Genomic DNA, 20,219 nt, shown 5'->3' with positions numbered 1-20,219 from the left:
AAAGCTCCGTGCAAGAAATGATAGTATTTACAAGTTTTTTATTTTTATCTTTTAATAACATTTGCACTTTGAACACAAATATTATGATTATTTTGTGCGCCTTTGTTTCGTGCGCCTTGTATGTCAGCTTCAGACCGGCGCAAAGGAAATGCTGTTTATTTATTGATATGGTTGCTGCCCATCTTTGGATGAAATGCAAAACATTTTTGGACATTTCCCAATTCAATTTTCAAGGCCATGGTGGTAAATTTTACTCAAAACCAGAAATCTTCAAGAAACCTTGTGTCACAGGCGCAATCTCTTGTTTTGTCTCATAATGTAAATTATGTTAACTTTTGTATCACCAATGATAATAAACGGATGGCATAATCCGAGGCTCACCCCTTTTATTCAAGCCCTTTGCATATTCTGAAATAATCACAAACGCGGTTCTGTTTTTGTTGGCATTATGAAACGCACAGGCCTAAGTCTCATTCCTGCTGTCTCCAGGTTTGTAATCTGAATCGCAGACAAGGAATTGACGATTATCATCCTCACAGCGTAGTTAAAACCGTATAAGCTTCCTTCACGTTCTTTCGTGCAAAAACTCGCTATCGTAGTATCAGGGGGGCGCCCTTATCAAGACTCGTTTTAAAGGCTTGGATTGCTGCCAGCTTTGCTCTGCTTATTATTCTCAATACGGCTGTACCTTCCCAGGCAATGGAAATGTGGGGGCGGTGGTCAGGCGCATATTATTACAATGACGGACGACCACCTGTGAGCTTTACTTTTGAGGTATCAAACCCTGGTACCAGGTTTTCAGGCAGAATTACCGAAGAGAACACCTTTGGTAATTCAAACTCCCGTTTTCTTTACTCTTATTTTCAAGGACAAATTTGGAATAACGGACAAATAGTCTTTACAAAACAGTATGATGGAACCTCAAATGTTGGGCATGCCATTGAATACGTAGGGCAAGTTCAACCTGACGGCAGAACCATTCAAGGCACCTGGCGCGTTGGCAATGCGTGGGGGCAATTCATAATGAACATGGAGTAACTCCCTGGACAAATGCATGTTTCTTAACAGCTCGCAACCGTTGATCAAAAAGGGCGTTCTTTTTTTAGGCGCCCTTCTTTTCGTTTGCTGCCTGCTCATCTTTGTTCCTTGTATTTGCAAGGCCTCCTCCCCTTTACGGGTGCTTGTTTCAGGATTCGAACCCTTTGCTTCTCACAAAGTAAATCCTACGCAGTTGCTTGCACAGCATATCCAGTCGTGTACATCGCAGCCGGATCAGAGTGATCTGTGCCGATATCTCAGCGCTGCAACTGCGCTCGAGGTCAAGGGACTCACTCTTCCAGTGACGTATGATGGTGCATGGCCTCGTTTACGTGAGGCTTTGGATAAATGGCGCCCTGATGTTGTGTTGGCTTTTGGTCTTGCCGCCGGAGCCGAGACAATCAGGATGGAGCGTGCTGCGCATAACAACAACGGCGGCTTCAAAGATAATGCAGGGCGTGTTGTGTCCGGGAAGATATCCCCTTCCGGTCCTGCCAGAGTTGAAAGCACCCTGCCCCTTGAGACGCTTAAAAACGTACTTGAAACAAAAGGGTTCAAGGCTGGTATATCCCAAAGCGCGGGCGCTTATATCTGCAACAATGTATTCTACCAACTCATGAAATACACAGCACACCAGCCTGCCTTGCTTCGAGCTGGATTTATTCATGTGCCGGATATGCGTCTTTCTGGTGAACACGGGCTGGAGAGCGCGCTTATCAGCATACTACAAACCTTAAAGGAGAAGCATTTGCGATTCGGTGTCTATGAGTTCGAGCCAACGGAAGATGATGTGTCCGACAACCTCTCGAGAATAGAGAAGATCGTCAAAGAAATGTCCAGCCGTGGGGTCGATTTTCATATGTTCCCGGAGATGGCCCTTACCGGCTTCATCCACGATGATCTCAAATCACTTCTGGCCAATAACCCGGAGCTGCAATCACCTGATTTTATGCAGCGCTTGGGAAAACTCGCTGCAACCGTCAAAGGCTATGTGGCAGTCGGAATGCCTGTCTATCAGGATGCCAGGTGGAACAACAGCTATGTGGTCTTTTTCCCTGATGGGACAGTAGGTTATAAATACGATAAAAATCATTTGTACGGGTGCGACCACGAATGGAGCTCCCCAGGCTGTGGAGACTATCCGATTCTGTCATTACCCGGTGTTGCGGCGGGTGTGCTCATTTGTCACGATGTGGTTTATGACGAGTCCTTCACAGAATACATAAAAAGGAAAGTGCCCCTCCTTCTGATAGGCACTAACTGGATAGGCAATACATCCATATTTCAGTATCTTAAAAAGAACAGCTCCTTCGATGCAATACTTGTAAGTGATCGCAAAGGGGAAGAGCAAGGCACGCATTTTCCAGGAAATACAGGCGTTTTGCTCAGTTCTGGACAAATTCTGTTACCACGCGAATTGGCTCCTGGAATTCGCGGCGTGTTATACCTCTCAATGTGAAATTTACTTCAAGTAACGCTTGAATATCTAAAAAAGCCGGATAAGCATAACCCCACAGATGAGCAACGCCACGCCCAGTAGTCGCAAGGGAGTTATTTCCTGAACGGGGTACCCCAGCAAGCCATAATGATCCAAAACAAGTGACGCTACCATTTGCCCGGTCACGGCGAGACCAAGAATGGTAACCGCCCCCAGCCTGGGAACCAGAAATATAATCACTGAGACGACAAAGGCGCCGAAGAGCCCTCCGGTAAAATGCCACCACTTGGTCTGCCCTATTGCAGCCAGGTGTGGCAGGGGCAGTCTGGCTGCAAAAACGATGATCGCCAGTGTCAGCGTGCCACCGGCAAAGCTGATGAGCGCTGCAATAAGCGTATGGTTTGTCCAGTCCTTCAAAGTGTTGTTAATGCCCCCTTGAACAGGCAGGCAAGCGCCGGCGATCAGCGCCAGCAGAATGTATAAAAGACTCATTTGATATCCTTAATTTTTAAAAATGGTGTTTTGCGCATAGGAAAAATTGGGCGAAAAAAGCCCTGAGAGAACAATCAAGGAAGAAATTACTTCGAGCTGTGTGTGAAGACGAAATCCCACCCTTCCCCTGGAGGAGAAGCCTGGAGTTGCATACACCGCTCCTGATAGGCTGCGTATAACTTCATGTCACGATGATTCTGCCGCAAATCTGCAAACATATTTTGGGCAGCAGAAAACTGTTGTTCTTTATAAAGCTGTAGCGCTTCTTCATATTTTTCCAGTTCTGCAGCATGGATTTGTCTTTGCTCTTCCGAATACGGTGTATAAATGCTGATGGGGAGCGCCTTACCTTTTACACGTACAGTATCCAGTTCCTGAAAATACATCGGCGTGGCGGTTGTGTCCATAAGGCAGGCTTCGCGGATGGTTTCACTCAAAACAATACCCACCCCATAGAATTTGGTTAACCCCTCCAGCCTGGATGCCAGGTTAACGCTATCGCCGATAATAGTGTAATCAAAGAGATCTTTTGAGCCCATGTTGCCTACGCGTACAGTGCCGCAATGCAGCCCGATGCCTATGGCCAGCTCAAGGTTGAATTTTTCCTTGAAATATGGGTTCAAACGATCAAGAGCATGCAACATGCCCACGGCAGAATCCACAGCCTTCTTTTGATGTTGTGGTGTATTCAAAGGGGCGTTCCAGAACGCCATGATCGCATCACCAATGAATTTGTCCAACGTGCCATTGGTAGCTGTAATTTCAGCCGTCATCGGTGTAAAATACGCATGGAGGAGTTCGCTCACCTGGTTGGGGTGTAGTTTCTCACTCATGGAAGTGAAACTGCGGATATCCGAAAACAGGATGCTGACTTCGCGTTCCTCGCCGCTTAATGACAAGCGTTCAGGAGACTTGACTATTTCTTCAACAACAGCCTTGGAAACATACTGCGAGAATGCCTGGTGAAAGAACCTGCGCTGCCCTTCTTCTCGCCAGAATTTAAGCAAAGTAAGCAACATAAAGTTGATTGCCAAAGTCAAGGTAGGAATCAGGGGCGATATAAACATGCCCTGGCTGCGAAATAGCCAGTCCGCACCATACCAGATGCCTCCGACACACAGGCCAAGAGGCAAGAGGCTCCATAGCGCACTTGCCCAGGCTAACAGCAAGGTGGAGAGAATACCCAGAAGAAATGTTAGCATTACCTCGATATTCTTGAGGATAGCAGGGTTATGCATGTAGTCCTGCTGCAGGATATTGTCCAGGGTTGCAGCGTGCACCTCGACGCCTGGGTACACCTGGTCCAGTGGGGTCGTGCGGATGTCTTTCAGGCCAGCTGCGGAAGTACCTATAAATATTATTTTTCCAGCGAAGGTTTCGGGGGGCAGACGGTCATTTAGAATATCTGTAGCTGAATAATAAGGGTAGGTCTCCCGAGGGCCATGGAAATTGATGATCATCCGGCCATGGGCATCCAGGGGAATCAGTTTGTCGCCAACCTGAAGAGATGGGGGCTCCTGCCCTTCTTTTGGTGTAGGTCGCAACCACAAAATGATCTGTTTTGTGGGAAAGGCCCGCAGATAGGCGGCAAGCGCCAGGCTGGGGTAAAAATTATCTTCATATCTGATGATAAGCGGTGCATGACGAATCACACCATCAGCATCAGGCAAAGCATTGAAAAAGCCCGATTCGCTGACTACGTTGCTGAGTACTGGTTTGTTGCACACCACAGCAGGGGCTTCGTAAAAAACCTGCTCGACAGGTTGCGAATCTGCCCCCCCCATGACCGAAAGGTGCAGTGGGTGCAGGACGCAATCTTCGGGAGCGGAATCCTGAGATGGTTCGAAGTTGAAATGATAGCCCAGAACGTAAGGCCCGTTTTCAAGGGTTTTTGCGAGGGTCTTGTCGTTATCCAGCAATTCTTCGGACAACCCTTTGAAATTCATGCGTACATTACGCTCACTGAGCATCTCTTTACTGAGTACGCTCAAAGAAGTCCGGTCAGGTTCTGAAAATACCATATCCAGGGCAACGCTTGTTGCCCCGAGTTCTTTGATCTTTTCCAGGAGACGGGCGATTCTGTACCGAGGCCAGGGCCATTGACCAATCTCCAGAAGGCTTTTTTCGTCTATATCGACTATGGCGGGAATATCTGAAGTATCCACGCTATGCGCGCTGCGCATCATGGAATCGTAAAGCTTGTCATCCAGGTATCGAAAAAAAATCGGGCGTACAGCATAAGATATTGTAAACAGGAGCGAAACGGCAAGACCAACAGCCAATAACACCCCGCGCCCTTTTTGTATGAGCTTCCAGAATCGTTTCAGCCATTGCTGCTGCATTGCCCCCCCTTTTGGAGCACCTGATTAACAGTCAACAAATCATACTCCAGAGTACCTCAATAAATCAAATCCTGGAGGGAAAGCCACGGCATCACACGTTGTTCAAGGGGTATTCAGGAACAGATTTGCGCGTTTTCCAACGCTTGTGCATCCACAACCACTGTTCCGGATTGCGACGTACCTGCTGTTCCACAGCCATGGTATAAAAACGGGCTGTCTGTTCAATTTTTTGGGCAACAGGCAAGTCAAGTTCAGACGTATACAGAGGCGTTTCAATGCGTAACTCATACTGTCCTTCAGCTTGCCGCAGCATAAAGACAGGCCATACAGTTGCGCCCGAGCGTACTGCCAGCATGGCGGGGCCAGCATTCACCGCCGCTTCTTCACCGAGAAAAGGAAGAAACACTGCCTCTTTCTGTCTTGTGTTGTGATCCACCAAAAAAGCACACACGCCATTGTTACGGAGCAGGCGTAAAACCTTTGGCGCGGCATTGCGATGCCCGATTATTTCAACGCCCGGGCGCCCTCTTTGTCGTTGCATGAGATAATTCAGCGCCTCGTCGTGCCCTTCGCGCACCACAACACCTTTGGCGCGTCCGGGAATCGCCAATTGGAGAATGCCCGCCAGCAATTCCCATGAGCCCAAATGGGCGCAGGCAAGTACCATGGGGCCTTTTGTCGCCTGAAGAGAGGCTAAATTTGCAGGAGAGGCAATATGGAGACGTTCTTGTTCAAAACGCCAATCTACCAGGTTGGTAATAGCAGCTTCACAAAAAGCGCGCCCCGTATGGGCAAAACTGGCTCTGGCAATGCGCCTGCCCTCTTCTTCAGAACACCCCAAGTGCCTGGAGGCAGAAGCTGCTGCCATGCTGCGTCTGGAGAGAAGCGCATGCCACATTATCCAGCCGGCAATGTCGCCCAGTCTGCGGGATCCTGCAAAGCCCCCCTTTGCGGCAAGGGCAGTGGCTGCTTGATACAAATAGTCCAGCATGGCGCTAATCGCACTCAGCCCAGGGCCAGCATGCGCTGTTCAAGCCGTTCTTGTTCTTTGGCCAACCGCGTGCTGTCCAGTTCGTCATGTTTGTCATCCAGCTCGTAGGGGGCACCCAGTACAATGCGGCACTTTGCGCCGGGTAAGGGGAGCTGAAACTTATCCCATGCTTTTTCAAATACTTTTTTGCGGCTCAAAGTAATGCGGATGGGAACCAGCAGTGCGTCTGTCTTATGTGTAAGGTATATTGCCCCTTCTTTGACTTTGTGCCGTGGGCCTCTTGGGCCGTCCACAGTAACAACGCCAATACACCCTTGCCGCATGCTTTTTCTTGCAAGGATAAGAGCTTTCACCCCACCGCGGGATTTTGATCCCCTGGCTGTAACCAGCCCAAGACGCTGCAGCAGCTGGGCCATGATTTCTCCGTCCTGACTCTGGCTGACGATGGCGACAAATCTGTGGCGCCCTCCCATCAAACGAAGGTATGGCAAACAAAAAGTCTCGTCATGAAAGTGGGCAAACACAATACTACGGCCTGCTGCCTTGGCCTGTTCCACAGCGTCCCAACCAATGACTTCATGGCGCATGCTGGCTTCCCACAGCTTGTACAGCGCCGCCATGGCCGGAGCGTAATACGAAACCGGTATTCGCATAATTATGCCTGTTGCTGGCCGGTGACGACCGCGGTATCGAATTGCATGGCGTAGAGCCTGGCATATAAGGGGCAGCTTTCAAGCAATTGTTCGTGGGGGCCCTGATCCACAATGCACCCTTTGTCCATGACAATTATTCTGTCTGCCCCGAGCACCGTGGACAGACGGTGGGCAATGACAATGCTGGTGCGCCCTTTCATGAGGTTTTCCAGGGCCATCTGCACGATGCGCTCGGACTCTGTATCCAGGGCACTGGTTGCTTCATCCAGAATCAGCAACGGCGGGTCCTTGACCAGGGCGCGGGCAATCGTCAGTCGCTGTTTCTGCCCTCCAGATAACTTGACCCCGCGTTCCCCCAGCATGGTATCGTAGCCAGCGGAAATATCTTTAATAAAATCGTGTGCGTAGGCGGCCTTGCAAGCCTCTTCAACCACTTTCGCATCTATGGAGGGCTGCCCGTAGGCGACGTTTTCCAGCACACTGGCATTGAACAAAAAACTGTCCTGCGAGACAAGTCCCATCCGGCGCCTGAGGGAAGAGAGCGTGAAATCACTGATGTCGCGGCCGTCAAAAGCAATGCGCCCCCCGGTGGGGGTGTAGAAACGCGGAATAAGATTAACCAGAGTCGTCTTGCCTGAACCGCTTGGACCGACGATGGCCAGGCGTTCTCCCCTTTTTATGGTAAAGCTTATCCCTTGCAAAACATTAGTCTGCCCTGCGTCATAGCTGAAGGTCACATCCTTGAAAGTAAGTTCCTGGAAATCTCCGGAAAACGGCGTCTGCCCCCCTTGCTCCACGTCCAGTTCAGGGGAATCGAGTACTTGAAAGACCCGCTCTGCACCAGCGAGGGCGGCCTGCACATCAGAATTGGCATCCGACATCTTTTTTACTGGTTCATAAAGCATTATCAGAGCGGCAATAAAAGAGAAAAATGTTCCTGGGGTTGATTCTCCCGAAATTACCTTGTAGCCGCCATAGCCAATGACCAGGGCGACCCCGATGGCGCCAATGAGTTCCATGATTCGGGAAGACAGTTCAGAATAAATGACTTCCTTTTCCGCTATTCCGACAAGGCGCTTGTTCTCATGAGAAAAGCGCTCCGCCTCAACACGCTCCGTGGCAAACGCTTTGACTACGCGGATACCGCTGAAAATCTCCTGAAGAACAGTGGAGATGTCCGCAAGTTTGCTCTGATTGCGACGGCCATACTTGCGCAGCTTTCGAGCAAAATAGGCAAAGGGAAAGATGGCTAACGGCAGTACAAGCATCGCCCAAATAGCCAACTGCCAGTCCCGGTAGAAGACAACCCCGATAAGGCCGATCATGGTCAAAATCTGGCGCACGATCATCACTATTGCCGGCAGGCTCATGCGTATCTGTAATACATCGTTGATGACCCTGCTCATGAGCATTCCCACCTGGTTTTCTTCGAAAAACCGCACAGGCAAGAGCACTATCTTGTCATAAAGATCATTGCGGAGATCTTCCAATACACGCAAGCCACTGGATTTCATCATGTAGTTTTGCAAATACTGGAAAGTCCCCTTCACCAGTATCAACAATACATAAGCAAAAGGAATCAGGAACAGGGCATCCTCATCTTTGCGGAAGAAAATATCATCCAGGGCTGGCTGCACCAGAAACGCGGCGGCAGCGGTGCATGCGGCAACCACTGCCATGGAAAAAACGCCGAGAATAACACGCCCTTTGTAGGGTGCAAAACAAGCCATACAACGCTTGAGCAAGGGCCAACTCTTGATGGAAGATTCGTCGAGAAGCAGTTTCATGAAGGGTCCGATAACTATTCTGTATGATTGCCTGCCAGATACCTGTGTGCAGCAGAGGCACTTTACACAAGGGCGCGTGCCTGGGCAACGGCAGCTCTGAAAAGGCAAAACACCTTATTTATAGATAAATCCTATCGCAATCTCAAAAATCTATCGTATTGATTCATTTGACCTGAGATTAAGATTGGTATGCATTGCTCATTGGAGGACAGAGTCATGCCAATACAGGAACTTGATTGCAAGGGGTTGCCTTGCCCCCAGCCCGTACTGCGCTGCAAACAGTGCATTGAAAAGGACCGGCCCGCAAGCTTTGTGGTCATCGTAGACAATGAGCCTGCCAAAGAAAATGTAAGCCGCTTTCTTGCCAGCCAGGGATATGACGCCGTAGAGGCAGCTGCCGACGGCGGCACCTGGCGCATCACCGCCACCGACAAACAAGCAGGAGAGGCCGCGCCGCAGTCTCCGGCGTGCAATTGCGAAGTCATGAGCGACGCCGAACTTGCTCAAGTCGGCAAGCAGACCATCTGTGTCTTCATCACCGCCGCCGTCATGGGGCAAGGTAATGATGAACTCGGTGCAAAGCTGATGGGCAACTTTGTAGCCACATTGCCGGAACTCGGCGATGAACTCTGGCGCATCATCATGGTCAATGATGGGGTGAAGCTGGCTACGGAAGGCAGCGCCAGTCTGGAAATACTGCAAAAGCTGGAAAGCCAGGGCGTGTCAATCCTGGTGTGCGGCACTTGCCTCGATTTTTTTGGCCTGTTGGACAAGAAACAAGTCGGCCAGACCACAAACATGTTGGATGTGGTTACCAGCTTGCAACTTGCCAGCAAGATCATCAGGCCGTAAACAAGGGCGCTAACATGTGGTCGCTGCGGCAGGCAATCCGTGTCTGCCGCAGGACCGTTTAAGCACCCTTTTGTTATGGCTGAAGAAAATCTGCTGCGTATAAACAAAGCCATTGCCCAGGCCGGTGTCTGCTCGAGACGCAAGGCGGATGAATATATTCTTGCCGGCCGCGTACGCGTCAACGGTCAGATTGTAGACAGCCCTGGTCTGCGAATTGATCCGCATACTGACCGTATAGAAGTGGACGGCGCCCTCCTCTCTGCGCCTGCAGAAAAACACCTGTACATCGCCTTACACAAACCCCCCAAAATAATGACGACGTTTGACGATCCTCAGGGGCGCAAAACCGTCATCGACCTTTTGCCTTCACAAGTTGCAAACCGTCGTCCAGTACCTGTGGGGCGTCTCGACTTTATGAGCGAGGGGTTGCTTTTGATGAGTACCGACGGCGAGTTGACCCACCGCCTGACACATCCACGCTATCATTTGCCAAAAGTATATCGTGTAGGAATAAAAGGGCGTGTGGACGAAGGCATGCTGCAAATCATGCGCAAAGGCATGCGCCTCGCAGAAGGTGATCAGCTTGCCCCCGTAGGTGTACAGGTCGTGTCTCATAATGAGCTGGAAATGACACTTATGCAGGGCGTTAACCGCCAGATTCGGCGCATGTGCCGCGACCTGGGGCTGGGTATCCGGTTTTTACGACGTGTGGCGCAGGGGCCAGTGTCCCTTGGCACTCTCAAATCTGGAGAATTCCGCCACCTGACTCCAAAAGATGTTGCGGCTCTTAAAAAAGCTGTTGGCCTGAATTAGGCATCTTCCAGATCCGCTCTCACAACAACCACATAATACTCCTGAATCCCACCTGTTTTTCTCTTGAAAGCCTCTTGGTTTTATCTTGAAAAAATCTACAACTACTTGAAATTTTTAAAAATCCTTTTGTATAAAAACTACTCTTCAGGTATAAACACGCAGCTATAGTTGCCGACATGCGCAGCGGTACGGGGAATCACTTCTCTCTTGTACAAGACAGCATCCAGCAGGTTCTCGTCTTGTTTGCTTGGGAGTGTGGTGCCGCGCCATGTCCTAACCCAAGAGGGGCGGTCTTTTATTCGGTCTTGCCATTGAAGTGCGCGTCAAAGCGGTACTAACGCGTTACTGATTGTGTGACCGCCCCTTCTTCTTGAGTCGCAGGAACCGTGTTTTTTCAGAGAAGTACGGTGCATAAAAGTGGGGTGTGGCATGAATTCAGAGCGTGTTGTCTCCTGTTTTGTCCTGTGTCTTCTGGCGTCCTGCCTGCTTTTTGTTACTGCCTGCGCCACAAATCAGGGGGCAACGGCAAACATAAGCACAGCTCCATTTGCAAAAAAGAGCAGTCCCGCCGAGTCTTTGACCGACCTTCCTGCCCCCGTCACTGACCGTCAGTCAACCACGACCGAAAAAATCAAAGGGCCTGTCATTGATGCGGCATCTGGCAGTAAAGAAGTGTACGTCCACGCAGCCGAAAATGGACAGTATAATACCAAAGGCATGTCCCAAGCCATCGGGCAAAAATTTCTGCTGCATTTTGATGTTGGAGAAGCCAGTCTGGATGCCTCCAGCTTGATGTCTTTGAAGCGGATAGCAACATTACTGGATCAAAACCCTGGGACATTTGCACACATCGAGGGGCATTCCGACAGCGTTGGCAAAGCCATAGACAACCAGCGCCTATCCATGCGCAGGGCCCGGCAGGTACAGACGCTGTTGCTTTCACATCACGCAATTTCCCTGGAACGGAGTGTGGTAAAAGGATACGGCGAGATTCGCCCACTGGCCACCAACGACACAAAAGAAGGGCGCGCTCGCAACCGGCGTGTAGAAGTGACAATACTCTCACCCGGTTCCCTGCCTAATGTTTTTGCCAGCCATGAGAATCAATCCTTGGAGGGCAACAGCGATTCTCCCGCAAAGATGCCTGTCCCCTCGCCGCAGCCCCACGAAATTGCCTCCTCACAACCAACTCATCCGGGGCTCAGTATACACAATGACAATCTCCAGGACGCCTCAGTAACGTACACGCCCTTGCAGGCGAAGCAAGCCGCCCCCATGCTCTCTGGGCAGGAAGATACGTCAGTCGTGGCCTCGCGCATGGATTCCCTGGGAAGCTACCAGCCAAAAGCCCAAAATCTGCAACCCCATATGGGCTTGGACTCCCGCGAAGTGATAGATATCGCTGCCGTGGGCGATATCATGATGGGATCTGCCTACCAGGCCAACGCCCTCCCCCCTGATGATGGAGAAAAATTATTCTCCCATGTCGCGCATTTATTCAAAGGGGCGGATGTGGTTTTCGGTAACCTGGAAGGCCCTCTTGCGGATAGTGGTGAGGGGCAAAAATGCACATCGGGTTCTGAAAATTGCTATGAATTCCGCACCCCCACAAGATATGTGCAACACCTGGTGCGTGCAGGGTTCAACACCGTTTCCATAGCCAACAATCATGGTCACGATTTTGGCCCCGCAGGACAGCAAAGCACTTTGGATACACTGCGCAGTAACAATATTCACCCTGCAGGTGGCGAAGCCGTGGCGCATCTGACCATGAAGGGCAAACGTATAGCCGTGGTAGGCTTTGCACACCGTGGCCGTCGATACGCCTACCCAATCCAGGATATTCCGTTGGCAAAACGAATTGTTTCTGAGCTGAAAAAAAACCACGATCTCGTTATCGTTTCATTCCACGGCGGCGCAGAGGGCTCTGGCGCCACGCAAGTTACTGACAAAACAGAAATGTTCTTGGGAGAAAATCGCGGCAATGTGGTGGCCTTTGCCCATGCCGTCATAGACGCAGGCGCCTCGCTGGTTTTGGGCCATGGACCGCACGTTCTGCGCGCCATGGAAGTCTACAAGGGGCATCTTATTGCCTACAGCCTTGGCAATTTTCTCACCTATGAACTTTTCAGCACCAGAGGCTCTTGTGGCCTTAGCGCCGTGTTGCGGTTACAGCTGGATGCTGAAACGGGAAAATTTGTAACGGGGAAAATGGCGCCCATTCGACTGACTGCGCAGGGACTTCCCCGGCCTGACCCCGATATGGCCGCTGCCCGGCAAATTGTGCAGCTTACTCAGGAGTATCTTGCCCTTACAAAAGCTGAAAAAACTGATCTGGCGATGACTTTCGACACCAAAGACGCAGGCTTGATACTGCATCAAAACTAGGCTGGCGCTCCTTGCGCATGTAAGAAAACAAAGTACTCCTTCATGGCGGTCCGCTCTTTGCAAGTTCCAAAACAGGGGGCATTTCGCCTTCCTGTATGAATGACCTTGCATACCGGGGGACGCCATGAGTACAGCAGCACATTCTCCATACCTGATAAAAGATGCTGGAGGTATTGCTGGCAATGATGTGGGGAATCACACCGCAGAATTCTGGCATGCGCTGGAGCCCGACGAAGTCGCTGTTTCCGAGCAGGCTTTGGAGGCCATCAAAAACGTTGCGCGGGAAGTGCTCCCCCGTTACGTACCCGCCGCGAATTTACACTCTCTGACGGTTGCTGACAGTCTGGCCCTTCTCTCTCGCCAATTGTTCTGGGATGAAAAAAGTGGTGTCTTATTTCTCTGCACAGACTTGGGGGATAAAAGCCTTTGCATGGACATTCCGCCCCAGCATTGGCAATTTCGCACTGAAGGCCCAACACATTGAGAGTCGGACCTGGGCCGTCAGTATACCCGCCCCCCTAGGGGAACGTCCTGTTCCGGCTGCAGCAGCACCACACCGGGGGCATCAGGATGCCCGTCAACACCCATGACCAGGACTTCTGAGGTAAAATCAGCAATGCGCCGGGGCGGAAAATTCACCACGGCAACCACCAGGCGGCCAATAAGATCATCAACCGTGTAGTGGTTGGTTATCTGTGCGCTACTTTGCTTTATTCCCAGTGGTCCAAGATCTACCCATAGCTTATAGGCCGGCTTTCTGGCCTTGGGCGAAGGTTCGGCTTTCACAATGCGCCCTACCCGCATGTCCACGCGCAAGAAGGCATCATATTCAAGGTTGTTTTCCATTTATCTTCCCTGATGCTCTTTGTTTGTCATACTTGACAGGTCCATAAAGTACTACTTAAAGGTTCCTGCATCCCTCATGTTTTGTCAAGGAGCAGCGACATGTGTTGGATTTGGGATTTGATTCTTCTGTATTTACTTATCAGCGCACTTGTTGTGGGGCTGACACATATCCTGTACTTCTATGAAATCGTGAATGGTCCTGGCCTTGATTGGTTGCGACAAAAGACACGCCGTTCTATTCCCGCACTCTTGTTGCAAGGTTTCATGCAGGCTTACCTGGCTCAATTGGTTGTCGCTGTCTTTTATCTGCCAGGTTTTGTGAAGCGCCTCTGGTTTCCAGCCATGGCAAAGGATGCGTCCACTCCCCCTGTGATACTGGTCCATGGCCTTTACCATAATGCTTCTGCCTGGGTGTTTTTCCGGCGTCGCTTGCAGGCCGCGGGCTTTCACAATGTTTATGCAATAAGCTATTGGAGTTTCAGGGCAAACTTTTTCAGTATCTCGAAAAAGCTGGAACAACGCATAGAAGAAGCCGCCCAACAGTGCCCCGGTCAAGGCATATACATTGTGGGGCACAGCTTGGGGGGATTGCTGACCAGACACTACATGGCAACGGGCGCAAGACGCAAAGAAGTGTTGGCCGCAGTGACGTTAGGCGCCCCCCATAAAGGCAGCAGGCTGGCCGCGCTCGGTTTAGGAGATCTTGCCCGGAGCTTGATATATAAGGGTGATTTGGCTGCGCGTTTGCAGCAACTGGATGCCCCACCCCCTGCTCCATGCCTGAGCCTGTCTTCATACAGTGACGAATTCGTGACGCCGCAAAGTGCCCTGCAGCTTGGAGTAGACGGCTGGGAGGAACGCCGGGGGCCATGCACGCCGCATGTAGCCATGCTTTTCAATGGGGCGGTGGCGCGTGAAGCCACCACTTTTCTGCAGGAGCATGGGGCCGGCAAAGCTGCCGAATAGCCTCAGGTGTCTAACTCCAGCAGGTCATGCTTCAGAGCCCAGAGAAGGCACCACAGAGCAACGTCCATCGCCAGTCCGTGCTGTTGGGCGAGTCTGCTTGCCAAATCTCCAGCAATTACGCCTTTTCTTGCCAGAAAACATGCCGTACGTATGTATTCTGGCTGCAGCAGACCTTGCAGGCCGGCGTAAATGACCAGGCCCTCTTTTCCCCGGTAAAAAGCCTCTCCCGAGCGACTCCAGCGCAACCGCACCCCAGGTTCAAGTAGCCTGCTCGGATATTCGCCAAAAACACCAGAGAGCGGCAGGTGCAAGGGGTGTGGCTCCTTGCGGATGGCCTGCTCCTGCGGGGTGGGTATCTGGATCTGCCAGAGCTGCTCCCATAAGGTGCAGTAATCCCGAACAATTGTGTCCCAGTCATAGGTGCTGGCAATTTTCTCGCGGGCTGCGCGCCCCATTTTTTGGCGTAATTCAGGGGCCATGGCCAGTTCGCGCAGTTTGTTGGCCAGCTCAGAAACATCCACGGCGAGCTGCTGGGCGCTGCAAAGATGATGCTGATTGTCCATGAGGACCCTTGCGGCGGCATCAATGGTGGTGGTGTCTGACGAAGCCAGGGTTGGGATCAAAAAGCCGGTTTTTCCATGATCAATAAGATGTCGGTAGCCATCAAAATCCGATGCCACTACAGGCAGTTCCATGGCTCCGGCTTCCAGCAGCGTCAACCCGAAGGTTTCCTGATAGTTGTCCACGGGCGAAACAAAGATATCGCTGGAGCCGAACAGCTGTCTGCGCTCTGCGTCATCGGGATTGGTCACAACCTGTAAATTCAGACCGATATTGCCTGCAAGTGTGCGAACATGTTGAAGATAGTCACTATGCTCCCTTGCATCGCTGGCCCCGGCCAAAAGAAGCGTGAACTGACGGCTCGACAAAGGAGGTGCTGCAGCACGGCGTATGGCATGCAAAAGTGGCAACAAATCCAGCTTAGCCGTGTGTGACAGCCTGGCAAAAACCAGCAGTACGACGCTGTCGGAAGCAATCCCATACCCTTCGCGACAGGCCAACCGCTCATCCGCCCCTAGCGGCATAAACTGCCCCAGTTCTATGCCAAGGGGCACGACATTTATAGCTGGGGGAGTAAAACGCATGGTGTCCAGACCATAAGCCTGCTGCAAATGGCTAAAGCACCCTTGTAGCATGTTTTGGGCGGTTTCGCTGGTGGCCACAATGACATCGCGAGGTGTCTTCCCTGGCCAGATATGGGCAAAAAAGTCAGAGCTATAGCGCGCGTAGCTCAAGGAGTGTGTCACAGAAGTGACGGGAAATAGAGTAGGCGCGAGCACATTACGAAGACGAGCCAAGTGGGGTGGATAATTGATGCAATCTGACAGATGAAAACAGTGGTAGTCGTTGGTGTGCAGGGCGCGTAACAAGTCGGGCCTTGTGCCTATCCTGATCTTGCCGGGACAATCCAGGAGAGTGGGATGCTGTTCTTCAAGGAACGTGCGCACTCCTTTGCCCTCTCCTGCCCCAGCCAGAAAAAAATGGTACTCAGGAAAGGGGTCCTGCTTTAGCAGTGCTTTCAAAAAACCGGCGTTGGCGACACTGCGCCCCATAACGCCGGAGTGTTCGATGAAGGGGTCAAGCGTTCCCCAAGCTCCATGAATATCCATGGACGACAGAAGCCATATTGCCCTGCCCTTGTCAAATGACCTGCCGGTTATTTCCACTCCATTCCCTAGATATCTTCAGAAACCGGCAATTTCGTCCGCATCCAGTGTAAAGAAAACAGCCTATTTTCACCGATACCCCCTGAAAACAGATTCTGGCCCTGATCTTGCTTGGTGTCAGGCGTGAACTCTATTTTCCGTCGTTTTTCCGACACGGCGGCACAAAAAGGAGAGACACCTTGAAGTCTCGCACCGCGACAACAGTATTATGGGGTATCGGCCTAGGACCAGAAGAGCGCCGGCGTATTGGGGAATACGCAGGGGTGGGTTTTCAGCTGCGCTCTTTCAATATTTCCGGCTCAGGGAAAACCCCTGGCGAAAAAGATCTGGAAAAAGACGAGCCTCTGGTCCTTTTCATTCCTTTACAAGCGTGGAACGCTCTCTCAGTAGGGCGAAAACGCCTGTATCAAACCTATGACAACATGCAGCGTGTTCTCCTGCTTCAGCCTGATGACGCCATTGAAGAACTCGAAAAGGCGCTGGGCAAAGGGTTTATGGAGATAATGCGCACCCCGTTAAAGGAAAGCGCCATACAGAGTGTGCTGGAACGCGCCACGGAAATGAAAAGTGTCTATGGCGATATCTATCGAATGACACAGGAGATTTACCTGGAGCGTGAACTTCTTGCCCGCAAAAATGAGCACCTGAGCTTCATCAACCGCTTTGTCTCCAGGGTATCGGAATCCCTCGAACCTGCAGAGATATTAAAGCTCGCTTGTGAGGAGATAAGCCAGCTTTTCCCTGTAAAATTGATTCAAGGGGCCGTCTGGAACATAGAAAAAGACGGTAGCCTGGATGCCGAGTTATACTTGGCAAATACTGAAAACACCCAGGCAGAAGATGAATGGGTCGCATTCATAAGCGAGAGCATCCTGAAACTCGCCATGCAATCTGTGAAGAATTATCGGATCACACGGCTTGAAGCGCCCCATGCTGATAAAGACATCGGTAATATTGGGCCACAGCCGGGACGTGTTGCAATTATCCCTATGAATAGCGGCGCCGAGACATTTGGTTGCCTTGTTATGCTCTCAGAAAAAGAATTGCGGCTGGGGCGCGACCAGGTGGAGCTCCTCAACTCCGCTGCAAAGCATCTTTCTCTGGCTTTGCGCAATGCCCAAATGTACAATGAAGTGCGCAATCAAGCCCAGTTCGATGGCTTGACCAAGCTGTATAATCGGAGACATCTTGACGTGCGGCTTGAAGAAGAACTGCTGCGCCACCATCGATATATGCATGAACTGAGCGTACTTATCCTGGACCTGGATTATTTCAAAAACATTAATGATACCTACGGTCATGAAGGTGGCGACATTGTGCTGCAAGAGGTGGGAAAAATGCTCACAGAATCTGTACGCACAACAGACTTTGCCGCCAGATACGGGGGTGAGGAGTTTGCAATCATCCTGCCGCAGACAAGCGCTGATCAGGCATTGGTGCTGGCTGAACGCATACGGGTTAAGATCGCCCGCCGTCGTTTCGCCATGGAAGACAATTTCTTCAACGTTACTGCTTCCATAGGTATTGCCACCCTGCCTCCCGGCGCATTCAAGCCTAAGAGCGACCTGCTCCGCGAAGCTGACAAGGCATTGTATACGGCCAAGGCAAAAGGCCGTAATCAAGTGATGGTCGCCAACGACCAGGAAGCTCAGGCTGAACTTATGCGCGCCTGAGCATCTCGCAACCATACGACTTCTCTAACGCTACGGCACTGCTGCATCAGACAGCGGCGCCGTGGCGTTTCTTGACCTGAGCTCCCGCCTCCTGTAGGGGCAGCGGCGAAGGTTGATTCCAATTCTCTCCCCCAAAAAAGGTACCCTACTCATGAGTAATGAACTTCTCTGGATTTGTTTTGCCCTGCTCGATTTGACCCTGGCGCTGGGAGTTTATCGATTTTTTGGCGCCGTGGGTCTGTATGGCTTGATCGTGTTCAATTTGCTGCTCTGCAATATTCAGGTGCTGAAAACGGTCGAGTTGTTCGGGATGACCACCACGCTGGGCAATGTGATTTACGCCAGCGTTTTTTTGGCTACCGATCTTTTGGGAGAGTTTTACGGCAAGGAGCAAGCTAAAAAAGGCGTCTATCTCGGCTTTGCCACCCTTTTGCTGGCAATGATATATATGCAGATAGCACTGCTTTTCACACCGGCAAAAAGTGACTTTGCAGACCCACACCTGCAGGTTATCTTCGGTTTTCTGCCGCGCATCGCCCTTGCGAGCATGTTGGCCTATCTGATCTCGCAACTGCATGATGTTTGGTCATTCCATTTTTTCAAGCAGCGCACGAACGGTCGCCATCTCTGGCTCCGCAATAACGCCAGCACTCTGGTCAGCCAGCTTCTGGACAGTCTGATCTTCTGTGCTGTCGCCTTTATCGGCGTTTTTGAATGGGGAGTATGGTGGCAGATTTTGCTGACAACGTATTTGATGAAGGTGATCGTCGCTGTGCTGGACACACCCTTCGTCTATCTGGCCAAGCTTATCAAGCCCCGTGAAATTTCACTGGAAAGGGACGTCGCCTGAAGCGTCAGTGAAAAAGGACGACCGTCGCCAGGCCGAGAAATATGAAAAAACCGGCCGAGTCGGTGATGGTCGTCAAAAAGATGCTCGACGCCTGGGCAGGGTCGCGACCAAGCTCTTTGAGCACCAGAGGAATGGAGGCGCCGGCAACGGCGCCCAGCACCATGTTCATGCCCAAGGCTATGGACATTACCTCTGCAAGAGCGATTTTGTGCGTGATCCCAAAGACAAGGAGCAATACGAGCACCGCCACTATCAAACCATTGGCCACGCCAATCTTGGCTTCCCGCAGGATGGCGTACCAAATGCGCTTGCGGTCAAACCGCTCCATGGCCAATTGCCGAATGACAACCGCCAGAGATTGTTGTCCCGTATTACCTGCTTGGTTGGCGACTATGGGCATCAAGGCTGCCAAAATCGCCATTTCCGTGATGGTGCCCTCAAAAAGGTGTACAACATAGGCGGAAAAGGCCGAATTGATCATATTGATGCAGAGCCAGGGCAGGCGCTTGAGAACAGAGGAGCGCCAAGGCGTATCAACGGTTTCGTCCTGACCGGCGCCCACCATACCCAGCATGTCTTCGCTGGCTTCTTCATGGATGATGTCGATGACGTCATCGTGGGTAACCACGCCGAGAAATTTACCGTCATAGTCTATGACGGGGAGAGCCAAAAAGTTGTAGTGGCTGATCTGGTGCGCCACTTCTTCCTTGTCCACGTCAAAATGCACGGCAATAAGACTTTTGCCTTCCACAAGCGTCTTGAGCATGGTGCCCGGCTTGCTCAGCAAAATGTCCCGCAAGGAAGGCACGCCGATGAGACGGTCGTTTTCATCGACCAGGTAGGTATAATAGGGAATTTCCTTGTCCCCTATTTCCTTGCGAATGAAGGAAATGGCCTGATCCACGGACAACCTGTGATCCAGCACAAGGCACTCAGTGGTCATGACGCCACCGGCGCTGTCAGGATCAAAACGCATGAGCCGACGCAGCAGGCGTGCGTCTTCGTGCTTCAGGCGACGTAAAAGTTTATTGCGGCGCTCTTCATCGAGTTCATCAAGGGCGTCGGCCGCGTCATCCGGAGACATTTCTCCCAGGATTCGGGCAGCCAGGGCGGATTCGAGATTTTCCAGCAGTTCAACCCGCTGGTGCTCTTCCATTTCCTCCAGCGCTTCAGCCGCAGTAGGCAAAGGCAACTGCCCGACCCAACGCACCTGTTCTTCCAAAGGCAGGCTTTCAAGATGATCAGCGGCGTCAGCAGGATGGATATTCTCCATTTCTTCTGCAGATATATCCATAACCTCGGAATCGGGCTTTGGACCAGTGGTGTGGAGATCTGGTGTCTCACTTCCCACGGACTGCTCACC

General features: G+C 51.4%; 16 protein-coding genes. 8 read left to right on the top strand and 8 right to left on the bottom strand.

Annotated elements, in window-relative coordinates:
* Nucleotides 1-1,078: 1,078 nt before the first annotated feature.
* A complete protein-coding gene (locus ACZ5EH_RS18825) occupies nucleotides 1,079-2,497 on the top strand; it encodes a pyroglutamyl-peptidase I family protein (protein WP_464275416.1) in 1,419 nt (472 codons plus the stop codon).
* A gap of 27 nt (nucleotides 2,498-2,524) precedes the next feature.
* On the opposite strand, the gene ACZ5EH_RS18820 is transcribed toward ACZ5EH_RS18825, so the two are convergent.
* The 5 genes from ACZ5EH_RS18820 to ACZ5EH_RS18800 form a co-directional block, all read right to left on the bottom strand.
* The gene (locus ACZ5EH_RS18820) at nucleotides 2,525-2,968 is read right to left on the bottom strand and encodes a DMT family transporter (RefSeq protein WP_464275415.1); all 444 of its coding nucleotides are present in this window, start codon (nucleotides 2,966-2,968) and stop codon (nucleotides 2,525-2,527) included.
* Nucleotides 2,969-3,054: 86 nt separating this feature from the next.
* Complete coding sequence (locus tag ACZ5EH_RS18815) at nucleotides 3,055-5,310, bottom strand: CHASE2 domain-containing protein (RefSeq protein WP_464275414.1); 2,256 nt, start codon at nucleotides 5,308-5,310, stop codon at nucleotides 3,055-3,057.
* A 91-nt stretch (nucleotides 5,311-5,401) separates the two neighbouring features.
* Nucleotides 5,402-6,310 (bottom strand): lysophospholipid acyltransferase family protein, encoded by a 909-nt coding sequence (locus ACZ5EH_RS18810; RefSeq protein WP_464278328.1) that lies wholly within the window; start codon nucleotides 6,308-6,310, stop codon nucleotides 5,402-5,404.
* Between the two features lie 5 nt (nucleotides 6,311-6,315).
* Nucleotides 6,316-6,954, bottom strand: a complete 639-nt coding sequence (locus ACZ5EH_RS18805; protein WP_464275413.1) for a lysophospholipid acyltransferase family protein — start codon at nucleotides 6,952-6,954, stop codon at nucleotides 6,316-6,318.
* Between the two features lie 2 nt (nucleotides 6,955-6,956).
* The gene (locus ACZ5EH_RS18800; RefSeq protein WP_464275412.1) at nucleotides 6,957-8,741 is read right to left on the bottom strand and encodes an ABC transporter ATP-binding protein; all 1,785 of its coding nucleotides are present in this window, start codon (nucleotides 8,739-8,741) and stop codon (nucleotides 6,957-6,959) included.
* Between the two features lie 216 nt (nucleotides 8,742-8,957).
* Between ACZ5EH_RS18800 and yedF the strand changes: the two genes are divergently transcribed.
* The 4 genes from yedF to ACZ5EH_RS18780 all read left to right on the top strand — a co-directional run bounded on the left by yedF (nucleotide 8,958) and on the right by ACZ5EH_RS18780 (nucleotide 13,278).
* Nucleotides 8,958-9,593 carry a sulfurtransferase-like selenium metabolism protein YedF gene (gene yedF, locus ACZ5EH_RS18795; RefSeq protein WP_464275411.1) on the top strand — a complete coding sequence of 212 codons (636 nt, stop codon included), beginning with the start codon at nucleotides 8,958-8,960 and terminating at the stop codon, nucleotides 9,591-9,593.
* 75 nt (nucleotides 9,594-9,668) lie between these two features.
* Nucleotides 9,669-10,406, top strand: a complete 738-nt coding sequence (locus ACZ5EH_RS18790) for a pseudouridine synthase (protein WP_464275410.1) — start codon at nucleotides 9,669-9,671, stop codon at nucleotides 10,404-10,406.
* 429 nt (nucleotides 10,407-10,835) lie between these two features.
* Complete coding sequence (locus tag ACZ5EH_RS18785; RefSeq protein WP_464275409.1) at nucleotides 10,836-12,794, top strand: CapA family protein; 1,959 nt, start codon at nucleotides 10,836-10,838, stop codon at nucleotides 12,792-12,794.
* Nucleotides 12,795-12,918: 124 nt separating this feature from the next.
* On the top strand, nucleotides 12,919-13,278 hold the full coding sequence (locus ACZ5EH_RS18780) for a hypothetical protein (protein ID WP_464275408.1): 360 nt from the start codon (nucleotides 12,919-12,921) through the stop codon (nucleotides 13,276-13,278).
* Between the two features lie 17 nt (nucleotides 13,279-13,295).
* Here the strand turns inward: ACZ5EH_RS18780 and ACZ5EH_RS18775 are convergent, their stop codons facing one another.
* Nucleotides 13,296-13,640, bottom strand: a complete 345-nt coding sequence (locus ACZ5EH_RS18775; RefSeq protein WP_464275407.1) for a tRNA-binding protein — start codon at nucleotides 13,638-13,640, stop codon at nucleotides 13,296-13,298.
* A 99-nt stretch (nucleotides 13,641-13,739) separates the two neighbouring features.
* On the opposite strand from ACZ5EH_RS18775, the gene ACZ5EH_RS18770 reads away from it, so the two are divergent.
* Nucleotides 13,740-14,606, top strand: a complete 867-nt coding sequence (locus tag ACZ5EH_RS18770; RefSeq protein WP_464275406.1) for a lipase family alpha/beta hydrolase — start codon at nucleotides 13,740-13,742, stop codon at nucleotides 14,604-14,606.
* Nucleotides 14,607-14,608: 2 nt separating this feature from the next.
* Here ACZ5EH_RS18770 and ACZ5EH_RS18765 read toward each other — a convergent pair whose 3' ends face one another.
* Nucleotides 14,609-16,333, bottom strand: a complete 1,725-nt coding sequence (locus ACZ5EH_RS18765) for a glycosyltransferase family 4 protein (protein ID WP_464275405.1) — start codon at nucleotides 16,331-16,333, stop codon at nucleotides 14,609-14,611.
* Between the two features lie 179 nt (nucleotides 16,334-16,512).
* Between ACZ5EH_RS18765 and ACZ5EH_RS18760 the strand changes: the two genes are divergently transcribed.
* Together ACZ5EH_RS18760 and ACZ5EH_RS18755 are read left to right on the top strand one after the other, a co-directional pair.
* Complete coding sequence (locus ACZ5EH_RS18760; RefSeq protein WP_464275404.1) at nucleotides 16,513-18,006, top strand: sensor domain-containing diguanylate cyclase; 1,494 nt, start codon at nucleotides 16,513-16,515, stop codon at nucleotides 18,004-18,006.
* Nucleotides 18,007-18,157: 151 nt separating this feature from the next.
* On the top strand, nucleotides 18,158-18,856 hold the full coding sequence (locus tag ACZ5EH_RS18755) for a queuosine precursor transporter (RefSeq protein WP_464275403.1): 699 nt from the start codon (nucleotides 18,158-18,160) through the stop codon (nucleotides 18,854-18,856).
* Nucleotides 18,857-18,860: 4 nt separating this feature from the next.
* On the opposite strand, the gene mgtE is transcribed toward ACZ5EH_RS18755, so the two are convergent.
* On the bottom strand, nucleotides 18,861-20,150 hold the full coding sequence (mgtE, locus tag ACZ5EH_RS18750; protein WP_464278327.1) for a magnesium transporter: 1,290 nt from the start codon (nucleotides 20,148-20,150) through the stop codon (nucleotides 18,861-18,863).
* Nucleotides 20,151-20,219 lie beyond the last annotated feature (69 nt).

The organism is Desulfovibrio biadhensis (genome assembly GCF_055388615.1).
The sequence above is the reverse complement of the archived record's forward strand: the minus strand, read 5'-3'. Positions and strand labels throughout refer to the sequence as shown.